A 15,775-nucleotide genomic window follows, 5' to 3' on the forward strand; every position below is an offset into this window, starting at 1 on the left:
ACGGCCGGGGCGCAGAGCAGCGCCTCGGCCGTCCGGCCATTGCGGCGTTGCCTCGCAAGGGGCGCGCCGCTATAGCTCGCGCAATTCCTCTTGCAACCAGTAGGACCGCAATGTCCGTCGATGCTTCAACAGTCCGCCGGGTCGCCCGGCTGTCCCGGATCGCCGTTACCGACGACGAGGTCGTGGCGATGGAAAGCGAACTCAACGCGATCCTCGGCTTCGTCGAACATCTTGGCGAGGTCGATGTCGAGGGCGTCGAGCCGATGACGTCGGTGATCCCGATGGTGATGAAGAAACGCGCCGACGAGGTGACCGACGGCGCCAAGGCCGACGACATCGTCGCCAACGCGCCGGCCAGCGAAGATCATTTCTTCGTCGTGCCGAAGGTGGTGGAATAGTCGCGCCATGACGGTGACCGTCGCGGTGGAATCACCGCTTCAGGATGAGTTGCGCGAACTGGTCGCCCGGCTGAACGATCATCTGCAGCCGCTGTCGCCGCCGGAGTTCCAGTTTCAACTCACCGCCGAGCAGATGGCGCGTGAGGACACCACCGTCTTCGTGGTGCGCGATGATCAGTCTGTCGCGGTTGGTATGGGCGCGCTGAAGGTTCACAGCCCCGCGATCGGTGAGGTCAAGCGCATGTACACGACGCCGGAGGTGCGCGGGTCCGGGCTCGGCTGGCTGGTCCTGCAGTCCATCGAGGCCGAGGCGCGCCGCCGGGAACTCGGCCGGCTGGTCCTGGAAACGGGCTCCACGGCCGGCTTCGAGGCGGCCTGGAGACTTTACGAACGATCCGGTTTCACGCGCTGCGGCGCCGTGCTCGACTACCCGGATTCCGATTACAGTCGCTTTTACGAGAAGAAGCTGTCCCCATGACCGAATTGACGTCTTTCACCATCGCCGAAGCGCGGGACAAGCTCGCGGCGAAGGAGTTTTCCGCGACCGAGTTGACGCAGGCCTACAATGCCGCGATCGAGGCCGCCAACCCGCAGATCAACGCCTATGTCGCGGTGACGCCGGACAAGGCGCTAGCCATGGCGAAGGCCTCCGACGAGCGGCTGGCCAAGGGCGAGGCCGGCGCGCTCGAAGGCATCCCAATGGGTATCAAGGACCTGTTCGCCACCGAGGGCATCCACACCCAGGCCGCGTCGCATATTCTCGACGGGTTCGAGCCGCGCTACGAATCGACGGTCACCGCCAATCTGTGGGCCGATGGCGCCGTGATCCTGGGCAAGCTCAACATGGACGAGTTCGCCATGGGCTCGTCCAACGAGACCTCCTATTACGGCCCGGTGAAGAACCCCTGGCGCCGCAAGGGCTCGAATGCCGATCTGGTGCCCGGCGGCTCGTCCGGCGGTTCGGCGGCCGCGGTCTCGGCGCATCTGTGCGCCGGCGCGACGGCCACCGACACCGGCGGCTCGATCCGCCAGCCCGCCGCGCTGACCGGCACGGTCGGCATCAAGCCGACCTATGGCCGCTGCTCGCGCTGGGGCACGGTGGCCTTCGCGTCGTCGCTCGACCAGGCCGGCCCCATCGCCCGTGACGTCCGCGATGCGGCGATCCTTCTGAAATCCATGGCGTCCGTCGACCCGAAGGACACCACCTCGGTCGACCTGCCGGTGCCGGACTACGAGGCCGCGGTCGGGCGTTCGGTGAAGGGCCTGCGCATCGGCATTCCGAAGGAATACCGGGTCGAGAACATGCCGGAGGAGATCGAGGCGCTCTGGCAGCAGGGCATCGCCTGGCTGCGCGACGCCGGCGCCGAGATCGTCGACGTCTCGCTGCCCCACACGAAATACGCCCTGCCGGCCTATTACATCGTTGCGCCAGCCGAAGCCTCGTCGAACCTCGCCCGCTATGACGGCGTGCGCTACGGCCTGCGCGTGCCCGGCAAGGACGTTGCCGAGATGTACGAGAACACCCGCGCCGCCGGTTTCGGCCGCGAGGTGAAGCGCCGTATCATGATCGGCACTTATGTGCTGTCGGCCGGCTATTACGACGCCTATTACCTGCGTGCCCAGAAGGTCCGCACGCTGATCAAGCGCGACTTCGAGACCGTCTATGCCGACGGCATCGACGCGCTGCTGACGCCGGCCACCCCCTCGGCCGCCTTCGGCATCGCCGATCAGGACATGGCCTCCGATCCGGTGAAGATGTATCTGAACGACATCTTCACGGTGACGGTGAACATGGCCGGCCTGCCGGGCCTCGCCGTTCCAGCCGGTCTCTCCGGCGACGGGCTGCCGCTCGGTCTTCAGCTTATCGGGCGGCCGTTCGAGGAAGAGACCCTGTTTGCGATCGGCAGCGCCATCGAGCAGGCGGCCGGCCGCTTCGAACCGGCAAAATGGTGGTAGGCTGATGGCGGATCTTCGCAAGGCACTCGATCTCTTGGCGGCGGGCGACTGGCACGGCGCCCACGCGATCGTGCAGGACGATCACTCCGCCGAGGCAGCCTGGATCCACGCACATCTCCACCGCGTCGAAGGCGACCAGGGCAATGCCGAATTCTGGTATCGCCGCACCGGGCGCGAGCCGAGCGCGCAGAGCCTTGAGGCCGAGCGCGACACGATCGTCGCCGCACTCGGTCGCTGACCGGCTGCAGCCGCTCCGGCGTGCTGCGCCACCGGACCGTTTTCACGCATTGAACCAGCCGTTCTGGCAGCCCATCTTCAGTTTCTGGACACGCCCATGACCCTCGTCGACACCCGAACGCCCGATCCGAAGAACTTCATCTCCGGCGCCACCGGCGACTGGGAGATCGTCGTCGGCATGGAGGTCCACGCCCAGGTGACGTCCGAGGCCAAGCTGTTCTCCGGCGCCTCGACCGATTTCGGCGGCGCGCCCAACGATCATGTCAGCCTCGTCGACGCGGCCATGCCGGGCATGCTGCCGGTGATCAACGAGGAATGCGTGCGCCAGGCCGTGCGCACCGGCCTTGGCCTCAAGGCCGAGATCAAGCACCGCTCGGTGTTCGACCGGAAGAACTATTTCTATCCGGATCTGCCGCAGGGCTACCAGATTTCCCAGTTCAAGGACCCGATCGTCGGCGAGGGCATCGTCTCGGTCTCCGTCGGCCCGGACTCCAAGGGCGAGTTCGAGGAGATCGAGATCGGCGTCGAACGGCTGCATCTCGAACAGGATGCCGGCAAGTCGATGCACGACCAGCATCCGACCATGTCCTATGTGGATCTGAACCGCTCCGGCGTCGCGCTGATGGAGATCGTCTCCAAGCCCGACATGCGCTCGGCCGACGAGGCCAAGGCGTATCTCACCAAGCTGCGGACCATCCTGCGCTATCTGGGCACCTGCGACGGCAACATGGACGAGGGCTCCATGCGCGCCGACGTCAACGTCTCGGTGCGGCGTCCCGGCGGCGATTTCGGCACGCGCTGCGAGATCAAGAACGTCAACTCCATCCGCTTCGTCGGCCAGTGCATCGAGGCCGAGGCCCGCCGCCAGGTCGCGATCCTCGAGGATGGCGGCACGATCGACCAGGAGACCCGCCTCTACGATCCGGCCAAGGGCGAGACCCGCGCCATGCGGTCCAAGGAAGAGGCGCATGATTACCGCTACTTCCCGGACCCGGACCTTCTGCCGCTGGAATTCGACCAGGCCTATGTCGACGCGCTGCTGGAAGGCCTGCCGGAACTGCCGGACGCCAAGAAGAACCGGCTGATCCGCGATGCCGGCCTGTCGGCCTACGATGCGTCGATCCTGGTCTCCGAAAAGGCGATCGCCGACTATTACGAGGCCGTGGCGAAGGGCCGCGACGCCAAGCAGGCCGCCAACTGGGTCATCAACGATCTTCTGGGTGCGCTGAACAAGGCCGGCAAGGACATCGGCGAGACGCCGGTGACCGCGGACCAGCTCGGGGCGATCCTCGACATGATCCGCGCCGAGACGATCTCCGGCAAGATCGCCAAGGACCTGTTCGAGATCGTCTGGAACGAGGGCGGCGACCCGGAGACGATCGTCGACGAGCGCGGCATGAAGCAGGTGACCGACACCGGCGCCATCGAGACGGCGGTGGACGAGGTGATCGCAGCCAATCCCGACAAGGTCGAGCAGGCCCGCGCCAAGCCGACCATGGCCGGCTGGTTCGTCGGCCAGGTGATGAAGGCGACCGGCGGCAAGGCCAATCCCCAGGCGGTCAACGCGCTGGTCAAGCAGAAGCTTGGCGTGGAATGACCTTCTTCGTCCGCACCGCCGGCGCGGCCGATCTGGAGGCGATCAGCCAGTTGCTCGGCGAGACCTGGCACGCGACCTACGACCACATCTACGGGCCTGAGCGGGTGAGCGAGATCACCCGCTCGTGGCATTCGGTCGAGGCGCTCAGGCCGCGGATCAACCGGCTGAACTCGGAGTTCCTGGTCGCCGACGACGGCACGCGGATCGGCGGCATGGCCTATGCCGCCGCCACCGCCGGCGACGGCAAGATGGTCGTCCTGCATCAGCTCTATGTCCGGCCCGGCTGCCAGCGCCAGGGCATCGGCCGCGATCTTCTGGCCGAGATTTCCGAGTGCTTCCCGACGGCGCGCACGTTGCGCCTCGAGGTCGAGGAAGCCAACATGCCGGCGATCGACTTCTACCGCGCGCACGGTTTCACCCAGACCGGCTCGACCGCCAATTGCGGCTGTGCCGATTCGGGCATTCCGGCCGCGGTCTACGAGAAGACGCTGGCTGCCGGCTGAGCCGGGCAGGGCGCCGCCGAAGGGCGGAGCGAACGCGATCCATGGTGGACATTTTGCGGCCGCGGCAGCATAACGTCCCCGCATCGACACGGACTGGAATTCCCATGAAGGAATGGCTGCTGCAGATCTTCACCTGGTGGCAAGGCCAGACGATCGGCACGAGATTCTACACCTGGCGCAAGGGTCAGAAGGTCGGCGAGGACGATGCCGGCAACCAGTATTACCAGAATGCCGACGGCACCAAGCGCTGGGTCATCTACAACGGCCCGGCCGAGGCGTCGATGATCGCCGGCGGCTGGCATGGCTGGATCCATTACCGGGTCGATACGCCACCGTCGCAGGAAGACTACAAGCCGCGCGCCTGGCAGAAGCCGCACCAGCCGAACTACACCGGCACGGCCAAGGCCTACCGGCCGCAGGGCTCGCTGCTCACTCCGTCCGAGCGCCCGCGCGTCACCGACGATTACGACGCCTGGACGCCGTGATCGCACGGCGGTCCGGAGCGCGATCGGCCGCCTGATTGGCTCCGCTTTCGGCCTTTTCGATCGCGGCCCGGACAATCTCCCTGTCATCGCCGCATTCTGCCGGCAGACACAGCGCGTATTGCCCGGCCCGGCGGGCCGGAAATGTTGAGGACGCCCCCATGAACCGTCGGCTATGTGCGTCGATCCTGTTTGCCGTGACGACCGGCCTCGCGCTGGTTCCGGCCTCGGCGCAGCAGCGCATCGCCAACAAGGTCGCGGTGTTCTCCGGGCTCGACAAGATCACCGGCCGGATCACCAGCTTCGACGTCTATATCGACGAGACGGTGCAGTTCGGCGCCCTGCAGGTGACGCCGAAGGTCTGCTACACCAGCGCCGAGGGCGAAGCCGCCAAGACCGACGCCTTCGTGAAGGTCGACGAGATCACCCTGCAGCGCGACATCCGCCAGATATTCTCGGGCTGGATGTTCGCTGCGTCGCCCGGCCTCAACGCCGTCGAGCATCCGGTCTATGACGTCTGGCTGAAGAGCTGCAAAAGCGAATCGGATGTCCCGGCGCCTGCTGGGTAAAAGGTCGCGTCCACCGCGATCGCCTCGGCCAGCAGTGCCTGATAGGTGTCGCGGTCGATCTCGATCGCGCCGAAGCGCTCCAGATGGCCGGTCAGGAACTGGGTGTCTAGGAGCTGGTAGCCGCCACGGCACAGCCGCTCCCACAGATAGGCCAGCGCCACCTTGGACGCATCGGTGCGGCGCGAGAACATGCTCTCGCCGAAGAACGCGCCGCCCAGCGACACGCCATACAGGCCCCCGACCAGCTCGTCGCCGTCCCACGCTTCCACCGAATGGGCAAAGCCTTCCTGCGCCAGCGCCAGCGTCAGCGAGCGGATCTGGCCGTTGATCCAGGTTTCCATGCGCCCCGGCGCGGCTTCCGCGCAGCCGTCGACCACCGCCGCGAAGGCGGTGTCGACGCGAATGTCGAAGGGCGCCCGGCGGATGGTCTTGCGCAGGCTGCGCGGCAGGTGGAAGCCGTCCAGCGGCAGGATTCCCCGCTCGGTCGGATCGATCCAGAAGATGCCCGGATCGTCCGCCTTTTCCGCCATCGGAAAGATGCCGCAGGCATAGGCCTTCAGCAGGATGGACGGGGTGATCTCGAAACGCTGGCCACCACGCCGTGTCATGATCCTACCCTGCTGATCTGCGGGCGAGATACTTTTCCAGCCAGTGGATGTCGTAGTCGCCTCTGGCGACGTCCGGATTGTCCACGAGGTCACGGAACAGCGGCAGCGTGGTCTTCACGCCGTCCACGACGATCTCGTCGAGGGCGCGCCGCAGCCGCATCATGCATTCGGTCCGGGTGCGGCCGTGCACGATCAGCTTGCCGATCAGGCTGTCGTAGAAGGGCGGGATCGAATAGCCCTGATAGACGCCCGAATCGACCCGCACGCCCAGCCCGCCGGGCATGTGGTAATGGGTGATCCGCCCCGGCGACGGTGCGAAGGTCTCCGGGTCCTCGGCGTTGATCCGGCACTCGATCGCATGGCCGGCGAACTGGATGTCGGCCTGCGTCACCGACAGGCCCTGGCCGCTGGCGACGCGGATCTGCTCGTGAACGAGATCCAGCCCCGTGATGGCTTCCGTCACCGGATGCTCCACCTGCAGGCGGGTGTTCATCTCGATGAAATAGAACTCGCCGTTCTCATACAGGAACTCGATGGTTCCGGCGCCGCGATAGCCGAGCTTGGCGATGGCGTTGGCGCAGATCATGCCGATCCGGTCGCGCTGCTCCTGGTCGAGCGCCGGCGAGCTGGCCTCTTCCCAGACCTTCTGGTGGCGGCGCTGCAGCGAGCAGTCGCGTTCGCCCAGATGAATGCCGTTGCCGGCGCCGTCGCCGAAGACCTGCACCTCGATATGGCGCGGCTTCTCCAGATACTTCTCCAGATAGACGGCATCGTCGCCGAAGGCCGCTCCGGCCTCCGAACGGGCCGTGGACAGCGCCATCGACAGGTCCTGCGCCGTCTTCGCGACCTTCATGCCGCGGCCACCGCCGCCGGCCGAAGCCTTGACGATGACCGGATAGCCGATCTCCTCGGCGATCCGTGCCGCCTCGTCGTCGTCGGTCACCGCGCCCGCCGAGCCGGGGACGACGGGAATGCCGAGACGCTTGGCAGTGCGCTTGGCCTCGATCTTGTCGCCCATGATCCGGATATGCTCGGCGGTGGGGCCGATGAAGGTGATCTTGTGGGCGTCGAGAATGTCGGCGAAGCGCGCATTCTCGGACAGGAAGCCGTAGCCGGGATGCACGGCGTCGGCGCCGGACACCTCGCAGGCCGCCACGATCTGCGGAATGTTCAGATAGCTGTCGCGGGCCGGCGGCGGACCGATGCAGACGCTCTCGTCGGCAAGGCGCACATGCATGGCCGTGTTGTCGGCGGTGGAGTGGACGGCCACCGTCGGGATGCCGAGTTCCTTGCAGGCGCGCAGCACCCGCAGGGCGATCTCGCCGCGGTTGGCGATCAGGACCTTCTTGACCATGCCGCGCCCCTTACGCGATCACGACGAGCGGTTCGCCGTATTCCACTGGCTGCGCATTCTCGACCAGGATCTTGGTCACCGTGCCGGCGCGCGGCGCGGGAATCTGGTTCATCGTCTTCATCGCCTCGATGATCAGCAGCGTCTCGCCCTCGGCGACCTTCTGGCCGACCTCGACGAAGGCGCGCGCGCCCGGAGCCGACGACAGGTAGATCGTGCCGACCATGGGCGAGGGAACCGTGCCCTTCTCCGGGCCGGTGGCGGCCGCCGGTGCAGCTGGCTGCTCGGTGTGCTGCGCCGGAGCGGCAGGCGCCGGGCTCGACGGCGCGGCGTAGTGCATCGGCTGGGCGTAGCCGCCATAGTCCTTCTGGCGGGAGACGCGGACGCGCATCTCGCCGTGCTCGACCTCGATCTCGGTCAGATCGGTGTCCTTCAGGATGCTCGCCATCTCGCGGACGAACGACGGGTCGACAGAGTGGTCTTCTTTCGACATGCGATTCCTTCGGTCTATTCGACTCGATTGTTCACAGGCGCGCCTTGAGGGCCGCAATGGCGAGTTCGTAACCCACCGGGCCGAAGCCGGCGATCATGCCGACGGCGACCGGCGCGATCAGGCTCTTGTGCCTGATCTCCTCGCGCGCGTGAATGTTGGACAGATGCACCTCCACGACGGGCTTTCCGAAGACCCGGAGCGCGTCGTGAAGGGCGAGGGAAGTATGGGTGTAGGCGGCGGCGTTGATGACGACCGCCACGGCGCGTTCGCGCGCTTCGTGGATCCAGTCGACCAGTTCGCCCTCATGGTTGGACTGCCGGAACACGATCTCGAAGCCGGCGTCCGCCGCCACGTCGCGACAGCGGGCCTCGATGTCGGCCAGCGTCGTCGTGCCATAGATCTCGGGCTCGCGGGTTCCGAGCGTATTGAGATTGGGGCCGTTGAGAAAGTAGATCGTCGAGGTCATCGACCCTCGGTCTTTTCTGGCAATCGCACGCGCGCCGCGCGGCTCACAGCCCCGTATAGAGGCATCGGCAGCGTGGGGAAAGCGCCCCGACGGGCGTTTCGTTCCCTCAGCGGTTCCTCAACAGGCAATGGTTCCGCATTCGCGCACATTGGCGATGCTCGCCTGCAGATTGTCGAGACCGACCGCCCCGGGAACCACCTCTTCGCCGACCACATAGGACGGCGTGCCGTTGATGCCGAGTCGGGTCGCCATCTCGTTCGATTGCCTCAACGCCTCCTTCACGGCGGACGACTGCATGGCCGTGCGCAGGGCAGCCTCCTCGACGCCGAAGTCCCCTGCGACCGCGATGGCGCTTGCCTCGTCGGCGGCGCCGCGCGAGCCAAGGAGTGCGCGGTGATAGGCCGCGTATTCGGTCGGGGCGATCTCGCGGAAGGCGAGGGAGACCCGCGCCGCTTCCAGCGACTGCGGCCCCAGCACCGGGATTTCCTTCAGGACGAAGCGGATGTTCGGATCGGCCGCCAGCAGCGCATCCATGTCCTGCATCGCCTTTTTGCAGTAGCCGCAATTGTAGTCGAAGAACTCCACCACGGTGACGTCGCCGTCGGGATTGCCGAGAACCGTGCCCTCGGGCGTCTCGAACAGCGCCGGTCCGACTTCGGCGATCGCCGCCTTCTGGGCAGCCGACTGGTCGGCCGTCCGCTTGGCCTCCAGCGCGTCGAGCGCTTCCAGCAGCACTTCGGGATGCTCGATCAGATAGGCCCGCACGATCGTCTCGATCGCGTCGGTCTGCTTTGCGTCGAAGGACGTCTGCGCCGCCGCGGGCGCGCTGTCCTGCGCGTTGGCAGCACCGGCTGCGAACAGCGGAAGCGTGCAGGCGAGGGCCGTTGCGGCGGTCAGGCGTCGGATGGAAAGCACGGGTGCGGCGTCCTTCTGTTCGGTTCGGTGCGGATCGCCGGTCAGCGAATCTCGGTCTGGATGATGTCCTGCGCCGCCCGCCAGGGCGGCGTGCCCGGCTGCAGCTTCTGCTGGGCGCGGATGGCGAAGATCTTCGCCTGGCGGAAGGCACCGCCATGCCAGTAGCCTTCGGCGGTGGCAAGTTCAGCGCGGCCGACTTCGCCGATCCGCCCATAGGCCATGGCGAGGAACCGGTAGGCGACGGAATTGCCCGGATCAGAGCTCAGCCCGTCGCGGATCAGGCGAATCGCCTCCTTCATCTTGGCCGGATCGCCGCTGGTCACCAGCGCCTGGCCGATCTCGGCCTTCAGGATTCCCGAGCCGGTCTTGTCCAGCTTGGCGGCCTTCGAATAGGCGGCCGCCGCCTCCTGGGAGCGTCCCGCATCGACGAGGATATCGCCGCGCAGCTCGTAGAAGAAGGCGTTGTTCGGCTGGGCCTTGAGCAGCGCATCGACCTTGGCGAGCGCCGAGGCCGGAGACCCGGCGAGGTGCGTGGCGATCGCGTCGCCGTAATAGGCCGCAAGACTGCGCGGATCGCGGGCGAACATCCGGCGGACTGCCCCGGCGCCGTCATTGTAGGCGACGATCTTGGCCCGGGCGAGATTGTGGCGCACGGCCAGTTCCGGCTTGTCGGTCCGGTCGTAGAACCGGCTTTCCTGGGCCAGCCGCTGCAGGGCCGCAATGCGGTCGCGCGGCATCGGGTGCGAGGAGGTGTAGTTCCCGCCGCTGCTGCGGGCGAAGAGATTGCCGCGATCGAGGATCTCGAAGGTCTCGACCAGCCCCCGGGCCGACTGGCCGGTCGCTTCCAGATAGGTGAGGGCGGACCGGTCGGCGGTGGACTCTTCGCCGCGCTGGTAGCTGAGCAGGTTGCGCTGGGCGATACCGCCGCCGCCCATCATCACTCCTGCCCCGGCGCTGACCGCGCTGCCGCCGCCGGCGGCGGCGCCCGCTGCCGCGATCCCGGCGCCGAGAAGGCTGGCGACCACGGCGATGGCCTGCGAGCGCTCCAGCTGTTCGCGCAGTCGCTGCTGGTGGCCGCCGGCCAGATGGCCGATCTCGTGGGCGAGGATGCCGATCAGCTGGTTGGGCGTCTGCGTCGCGGTGATGGCGCCGGTGTTGATGTAGATGCGGCGGCCGGAGACGAAAGCGTTGAAGGCGTCAGAATTGACCAGCACGATCTCGATGCCCGAACGCGACAGGCCCGCCGCCTTCAGCAGCGGACGCGCATAGTCGGCGACCAGCGCCTCGATCTCGGCGTCCCGCACGATGGGCAGGCTGGCCTTGTCCTTCGCCGCGGCCTGAACGCCGACCGGTGCCAGTGCCACGGATGCCGCCAGGATCATCGATGTGATGCGGGCGGAGATCGCGCCGAGCGACATGTTCATGCTAGTCCCCTCCGATGCTGGCCGGTGAGCGATCGCCAATTCCCGATGCGATCCCGGCACTCTCTGGCAATCCTCACCCCAATCCGGCGAAATCGAGGCGAAACATGCGGTCCGACCTGTCCGAAACCCTCACGATGATGGCATCAAAGCGGTCCGACATCGACCCGTTTCGCGCCATGGACGTTCTGGCCGAAGCCAACCGGATGATCGCACGGGGCGACCGGGTGCTGTCGCTGGCGGTCGGCCAGCCTGCGGCGCCGGCGCCGCAGATCGCCCGCGATGCCGCCCGCTCCATGCTCGACCATGGCCGCATCGCCTATACCGACGCCCTCGGGCGCCAGGATCTTCGCGAGCGCATCGCCCGCCACTACGCCGACGCCTACGGCCAGACGGTGGATGCCGCACAGATCATGATCACCACCGGCTCGTCGGCGGGCTTCAACCTGACCTTCCTCGCCGCCTTCGATCCGGGTGACAGGATCGCGCTCGCCGCGCCCGGCTATCCGGCCTATCGCAACATCCTGCGCGCGCTCGGGCTGGTGCCGGTGGAGATCGAGGTCGACCGGACCACCGGCTACATCCTGACCGCGGAGCATCTGCGCGCCGCCCATGAGGAGCACAGGCTCGCCGGTGTCCTGGTCGCGAGCCCGGCCAACCCCACCGGAACCGTCACGCCCCGCGACGAACTGCGCCGGCTGGTCGAATATGCCGATACTGAAAACATCCGCTTCGTCTCCGACGAGATCTATCACGGCCTTGCCTATGGCCGAGCCGAGGCGACGGCGCTGGAGTTTTCCGACCGGCCAATCATCGTCAACTCCTTCTCCAAATACTACTGCATGACCGGCTGGCGGATCGGCTGGCTGATTCTGCCCAAGGCGCTGCTGCGCGCCGCCGAGCGGATCGGCCAGAGCCTCTACATCTCGGCACCGGAGCTCTCGCAGGTCGCGGCCACGGCGGTGTTCGACGCGACGGCCGAACTCGACGTCGTGCGCGATGGCTATGTGAAGAATCGCGACCTCATCGCGAGCCGGCTGCCGGAGTTGGGCTTTCGCGATATCGCCCCCATCGATGGCGCGTTCTACGCCTATGCCGCGATCCCCGAGGGCGAATCCGGCGCCACGCAGTTCGCCGCGGACATCCTTCAGCGCTGCCATGTGGCGATCACCCCCGGCACCGACTTCGACACCCGCCGCGGCGAGAACTTCGTGCGGCTGTCCTATGCCTGCGATCACGCAACGCTCACCGAGGCGCTGGACCGGATCGCCGACCGCCGCACCGGCTGACCGGCAGCGCCGACCCCGGCGCCCGACAACAGACCCCGAACGCAAACGGGCGGCCCGATGGGCCGCCCGTTTTCATGTTTGCCGTGTCTCGCACCTGGGCGCGAGGTGGCGCGCTCGCCTTAGAAGAAGCTCCGGCGCGCCCACCAGCCGGTGCGGCGCGGCTTCTCGGGCTTGGCCTCGGCATCGTTCGAGGTGCTCGACGTGACCACCGGGTCGGACGATTCCGGTGCGGCGGGCGTATCGTCGTTGGCTGCGGCCGCTGCGGCCTCTTCAGCCGCGGCAGGCTGTGCCTCGACCGGTGCCGGTTCGCTGGTGGCCACCGGCTCGGCGGCCAAAGCCGGCATTGCAGGCTCTGCCACGACCGCCGTGTCGGCGTTGTCGGCCGCTTCGCTCTGCGCGGCGACCGGCTCGGCGGGCGACGCCACCGGCGCATCCTCGGCCACGGGGGCCGGCGTTGCGGCGACCTGATCCGACATCACCGTCGTTGCGGTGGCGTGGATCGGCTGCGCATCCGAAGCCTGATCGGCTGCGACATCACCGGACGGCTGGCCGGATTCGCCCTCGCCATTCTGGTCCTCGCGGTTGCGGCGACCACCCCGACGACCGCGGCGGCGGCGCTTGCGGCCCCGGTCGCTGTCGTCGTCAGTCCGGCTGGTGCTGCGATGTGCGCCGCCATCCGTCTCGTCGTCGCCTTCGGCATCGCCGTCGCGATCGTCGCCATTGTCCTGATCCGAACGGTCGTCGCGCGACTGGCCGTCGGCGACAGTCTCGTCCTCGTCACCCGACCGTTTGCGCCGACGCCGGCGGCGGCGGCGGCCGCCGCCTTCCGAATTGTCCGACCCGTTCCGATCTTCCTCGGCACGGCCCTTGTCCTCGGCGGCGGGCTTCTCTTCGGCGATCCGGTCGAGCTCGTCGGCCGAGCGGCGTGCCGCTTCCTCGTCCGCCGCGTCGTCGAGCGCATCGCTGACGGCGAGGGCGTCCGGCTGGCCGGCATCGATCGTGATTTCCGGCTTCGTCGCTTCGGCACCATGCGCGATGGTGATCGCCTGGTGACCGGCGCTGTCGTCGGCTTCCAGGATGATGCGCAGGCCGTGATGGTGCTCGAGTTCCTCGATCCGCTGGCGCTTCTCGTTGAGGACGTAGAGCGCCGTCGAGGTCGGAACCTTGACGATGAGATCGTGGTCGGCGTGCTTCTGCAGATGTTCCTCGATCGTGCGCAGCACGTGCAGCGCCGACGACGAGGATGAGCGGATATGGCCGGTGCCCTCGCAGACCGGGCAGGTCTGCATGGTCGATTCCAGCACGCTGGCGCGAATCCGCTGGCGGCTCATTTCCAGCAGGCCGAAATGCGAGATGCTGCCGACCTGGATGCGGGCCCGGTCGCTCTTCAGGCACTCCTTGATCTTCTTCTCGACGGCGCGGTTGTTGCGCTTCTCGTCCATGTCGATGAAGTCGATGACGATCAGGCCGGCGAGGTCGCGCAGACGCAGCTGGCGCGCCACCTCTTCGGCGGCTTCCATGTTGGTCTGGTAGGCCGTGTCCTCGATCGAGTGTTCCTTGGTGGAACGCCCCGAATTGACGTCGATGGCAACGAGGGCCTCGGTCTGGTTGATGATGATGTAGCCGCCCGACTTCAGCGTGACGTGGGGCTGCACCATCTTGTCGAGCTGCGATTCGATGCCCTGCCGCACGAAGATCGGGGTCGGGTCACGATAGGGCTGCACGACCTTCGCCTGGCTCGGCATGAGCATCCGCATGAAGTCCTTGGCTTCGCGGTAGCCCGTCTCGCCGGCGACGAGAATCTGGTCGATGTCCTTGTTGTAGAGGTCGCGGATCGATCGCTTGATCAGGCTGCCTTCCTCATAGACGAGGGCAGGGGCGATCGACGACAGCGTGACGGTGCGCACCGTCTCCCACAGCCGCATCAGATATTCGTAGTCGCGCTTGACCTCCGGCTTGGTGCGGTTGGCACCGGCCGTGCGCAGGATGATGCCCATGCCGCGCGGCACGTCGAGCTCGCGCACGACATCCTTCAGCCGCTTGCGGTCGGCCGCATTGGTGATCTTGCGCGAGATGCCGCCGCCACGCGCCGTGTTCGGCATCAGCACCGAATAACGACCGGCCAGCGACAGATAGGTGGTCAGGGCCGCGCCCTTGTTGCCGCGCTCTTCCTTGACGACCTGCACCAGCAGGATCTGCCGACGCTTGATGACTTCCTGGATCTTGTACTGGCGACGCTGGCGTGCCTGGCGGACCGGCACTTCCTCCATGGCGTCCTCGGAGCCGATCTGGTCGATCTCGTCGTCGCCGTCCTCGTCGCCATTGCTCTCGTCGTCGCCGGACGCGCGGGTGCGCCCGCGCCGACCGCGGCCGCCGCGCCGGCCCCGCGAAGACCGCTCGGACCCGTTCTCCTCGTCGTCACCGTCGCCGCCGGACGTCGTGATGCCATCGGCATCGGCGTCTGCGTCGTGATCGTCGTCGGACTCGGTGGCGCGGATTTCGGTCTCGTCGCCATGGGCCTCGCCCTGATCGGCGTCGCTCGACGCCGCGTCGGAGCCGGCCTCGTCACCGTTCTCGTCGATCTCGGCCTTTTCCGAGACGGTCTCATCGCTGTTCGCGGCAGACTTGCTGCGCGATCCGCGACGCGCACGGGTCGGCTTCGGCTCGTCGGCCTCTTCCTCTTCCATCGCGCGCTGGAGGTCTTCCTCGATCAGCGCCTGACGGTCGGCCTTGGGGATCTGGTAATAGTCGGGATGGATCTCGCTGAAGGCGAGGAAGCCGTGGCGGTTGCCGCCATATTCGACAAAGGCGGCCTGGAGCGAGGGTTCGACCCGCGTCACCTTCGCCAGATAGATATTTCCCTTGAGCTGCTTCTTGTGTTCGGATTCGAAATCGAATTCCTCGACCCGGCTACCCCGGACGACGACGACGCGCGTCTCCTCCTGGTGGGACGCGTCGATCAGCATTTTGTTTGCCATGAAAGGACTCCCGGGCGCTCGCACCAGGTCGCGGCAAGGCGTCGTGCGCCTGCCTGTCGACGGGAGGGCGCGAGCCCGTATCGGTGGAATCTGGCATTGCAGCGCGGCCGTGACTCGACGGCGCCAGACCCCTTGTGAAGGGATGCGGCGGGTATCGGAGAACGGGAGCTGGTGACAAGATTCGACCTGTAACAACTACATGGCCGCTCGGGCGGCCGACGAAACGGGCGAATTGGCGGCTTGCGAGCCGGGCACATTCGCGACGTTGGAAATCCGCCGGGAAGGAAACTCCTGCGGCGAAATGAAAATTCTGCTCGAGGCCCGGTGACTGGTCGCAGGATCGCAAACCTGCCGCGACGTTTTCGCCGCAGCCGTGCCGACGTCCGCGGGGCACTCGTGCCTCCGAATCGGCAGCTGCATGTGATTCCGCATCACTAAGCCTCGGTTCGATTTTATGACGGGAATGCCTAATAAACAAGTGCGGCGCGGCGATTGTGGTCGCAAGGTAAGAG

The 15,775-nt window shown here is 66.9% G+C and carries 16 protein-coding genes; 9 read left to right on the top strand and 7 right to left on the bottom strand.

Going from position 1 to position 15,775, the window contains the following annotated elements; genetic code table 11:
- Window positions 1–110 precede the first annotated feature (110 nt).
- The 8 genes from gatC to H9Q09_RS01670 all read left to right on the top strand — a co-directional run bounded on the left by gatC (window position 111) and on the right by H9Q09_RS01670 (window position 5,742).
- Window positions 111–398 (top strand): Asp-tRNA(Asn)/Glu-tRNA(Gln) amidotransferase subunit GatC, encoded by a 288-nt coding sequence (gatC, locus tag H9Q09_RS01635; protein WP_009209688.1) that lies wholly within the window; start codon window positions 111–113, stop codon window positions 396–398.
- A gap of 7 nt (window positions 399–405) precedes the next feature.
- Entirely contained in the window at window positions 406–876 is a 471-nt protein-coding gene (locus H9Q09_RS01640) for a GNAT family N-acetyltransferase (protein ID WP_187389627.1), read from the top strand.
- Window positions 873–2,354 (top strand): Asp-tRNA(Asn)/Glu-tRNA(Gln) amidotransferase subunit GatA, encoded by a 1,482-nt coding sequence (gene gatA, locus H9Q09_RS01645; protein WP_187389628.1) that lies wholly within the window; start codon window positions 873–875, stop codon window positions 2,352–2,354. Before H9Q09_RS01640 ends, gatA begins: the two co-directional genes overlap by 4 nt.
- Window positions 2,355–2,358: 4 nt before the next feature.
- Complete coding sequence (locus H9Q09_RS01650; RefSeq protein WP_246715952.1) at window positions 2,359–2,592, top strand: hypothetical protein; 234 nt, start codon at window positions 2,359–2,361, stop codon at window positions 2,590–2,592.
- A 96-nt stretch (window positions 2,593–2,688) separates the two neighbouring features.
- Window positions 2,689–4,188: an Asp-tRNA(Asn)/Glu-tRNA(Gln) amidotransferase subunit GatB gene (gene gatB / locus H9Q09_RS01655; protein WP_187389629.1), complete on the top strand. Its 1,500-nt coding sequence runs from the start codon at window positions 2,689–2,691 to the stop codon at window positions 4,186–4,188.
- Complete coding sequence (locus H9Q09_RS01660; protein ID WP_187389630.1) at window positions 4,185–4,691, top strand: GNAT family N-acetyltransferase; 507 nt, start codon at window positions 4,185–4,187, stop codon at window positions 4,689–4,691. Before gatB ends, H9Q09_RS01660 begins: the two co-directional genes overlap by 4 nt.
- A 104-nt stretch (window positions 4,692–4,795) precedes the next feature.
- The gene (locus H9Q09_RS01665) at window positions 4,796–5,176 is read left to right on the top strand and encodes an NADH:ubiquinone oxidoreductase subunit NDUFA12 (RefSeq protein ID WP_024351728.1); all 381 of its coding nucleotides are present in this window, start codon (window positions 4,796–4,798) and stop codon (window positions 5,174–5,176) included.
- Window positions 5,177–5,334: 158 nt separating this feature from the next.
- Window positions 5,335–5,742, top strand: coding sequence for a DUF2155 domain-containing protein (locus H9Q09_RS01670; RefSeq protein ID WP_009209683.1), 408 nt, complete (start codon window positions 5,335–5,337; stop codon window positions 5,740–5,742).
- Here the strand turns inward: H9Q09_RS01670 and aat are convergent.
- From aat to H9Q09_RS01700, 6 genes are all read right to left on the bottom strand, one after another.
- Window positions 5,682–6,350, bottom strand: coding sequence for a leucyl/phenylalanyl-tRNA--protein transferase (gene aat / locus H9Q09_RS01675; RefSeq protein ID WP_187389631.1), 669 nt, complete (start codon window positions 6,348–6,350; stop codon window positions 5,682–5,684). The genes H9Q09_RS01670 and aat overlap by 61 nt on opposite strands.
- A 4-nt stretch (window positions 6,351–6,354) precedes the next feature.
- Complete coding sequence (accC, locus tag H9Q09_RS01680; protein ID WP_187389632.1) at window positions 6,355–7,704, bottom strand: acetyl-CoA carboxylase biotin carboxylase subunit; 1,350 nt, start codon at window positions 7,702–7,704, stop codon at window positions 6,355–6,357.
- A gap of 10 nt (window positions 7,705–7,714) precedes the next feature.
- A complete protein-coding gene (gene accB, locus H9Q09_RS01685) occupies window positions 7,715–8,194 on the bottom strand; it encodes an acetyl-CoA carboxylase biotin carboxyl carrier protein (protein WP_187389633.1) in 480 nt (159 codons plus the stop codon).
- Between the two features lie 31 nt (window positions 8,195–8,225).
- Window positions 8,226–8,660 carry a type II 3-dehydroquinate dehydratase gene (aroQ, locus tag H9Q09_RS01690; protein ID WP_187389634.1) on the bottom strand — a complete coding sequence of 145 codons (435 nt, stop codon included), beginning with the start codon at window positions 8,658–8,660 and terminating at the stop codon, window positions 8,226–8,228.
- A gap of 117 nt (window positions 8,661–8,777) precedes the next feature.
- Window positions 8,778–9,575, bottom strand: coding sequence for a DsbA family protein (locus tag H9Q09_RS01695; protein WP_187389635.1), 798 nt, complete (start codon window positions 9,573–9,575; stop codon window positions 8,778–8,780).
- Window positions 9,576–9,616: 41 nt separating this feature from the next.
- Complete coding sequence (locus H9Q09_RS01700) at window positions 9,617–10,999, bottom strand: M48 family metalloprotease (RefSeq protein WP_246715953.1); 1,383 nt, start codon at window positions 10,997–10,999, stop codon at window positions 9,617–9,619.
- 104 nt (window positions 11,000–11,103) lie between these two features.
- On the opposite strand from H9Q09_RS01700, the gene H9Q09_RS01705 reads away from it, so the two are divergent.
- The gene (locus H9Q09_RS01705; protein ID WP_246715954.1) at window positions 11,104–12,285 is read left to right on the top strand and encodes an aminotransferase class I/II-fold pyridoxal phosphate-dependent enzyme; all 1,182 of its coding nucleotides are present in this window, start codon (window positions 11,104–11,106) and stop codon (window positions 12,283–12,285) included.
- Window positions 12,286–12,404: 119 nt separating this feature from the next.
- On the opposite strand, the gene H9Q09_RS01710 is transcribed toward H9Q09_RS01705, so the two are convergent.
- Entirely contained in the window at window positions 12,405–15,263 is a 2,859-nt protein-coding gene (locus H9Q09_RS01710) for a ribonuclease E/G (protein WP_187389636.1), read from the bottom strand.
- Window positions 15,264–15,775 lie beyond the last annotated feature (512 nt).

Origin of the sequence: Aurantimonas sp. DM33-3, assembly GCF_014334315.1 — a bacterium.
Lineage (GTDB): Bacteria > Pseudomonadota > Alphaproteobacteria > Rhizobiales > Rhizobiaceae > Aurantimonas > Aurantimonas coralicida.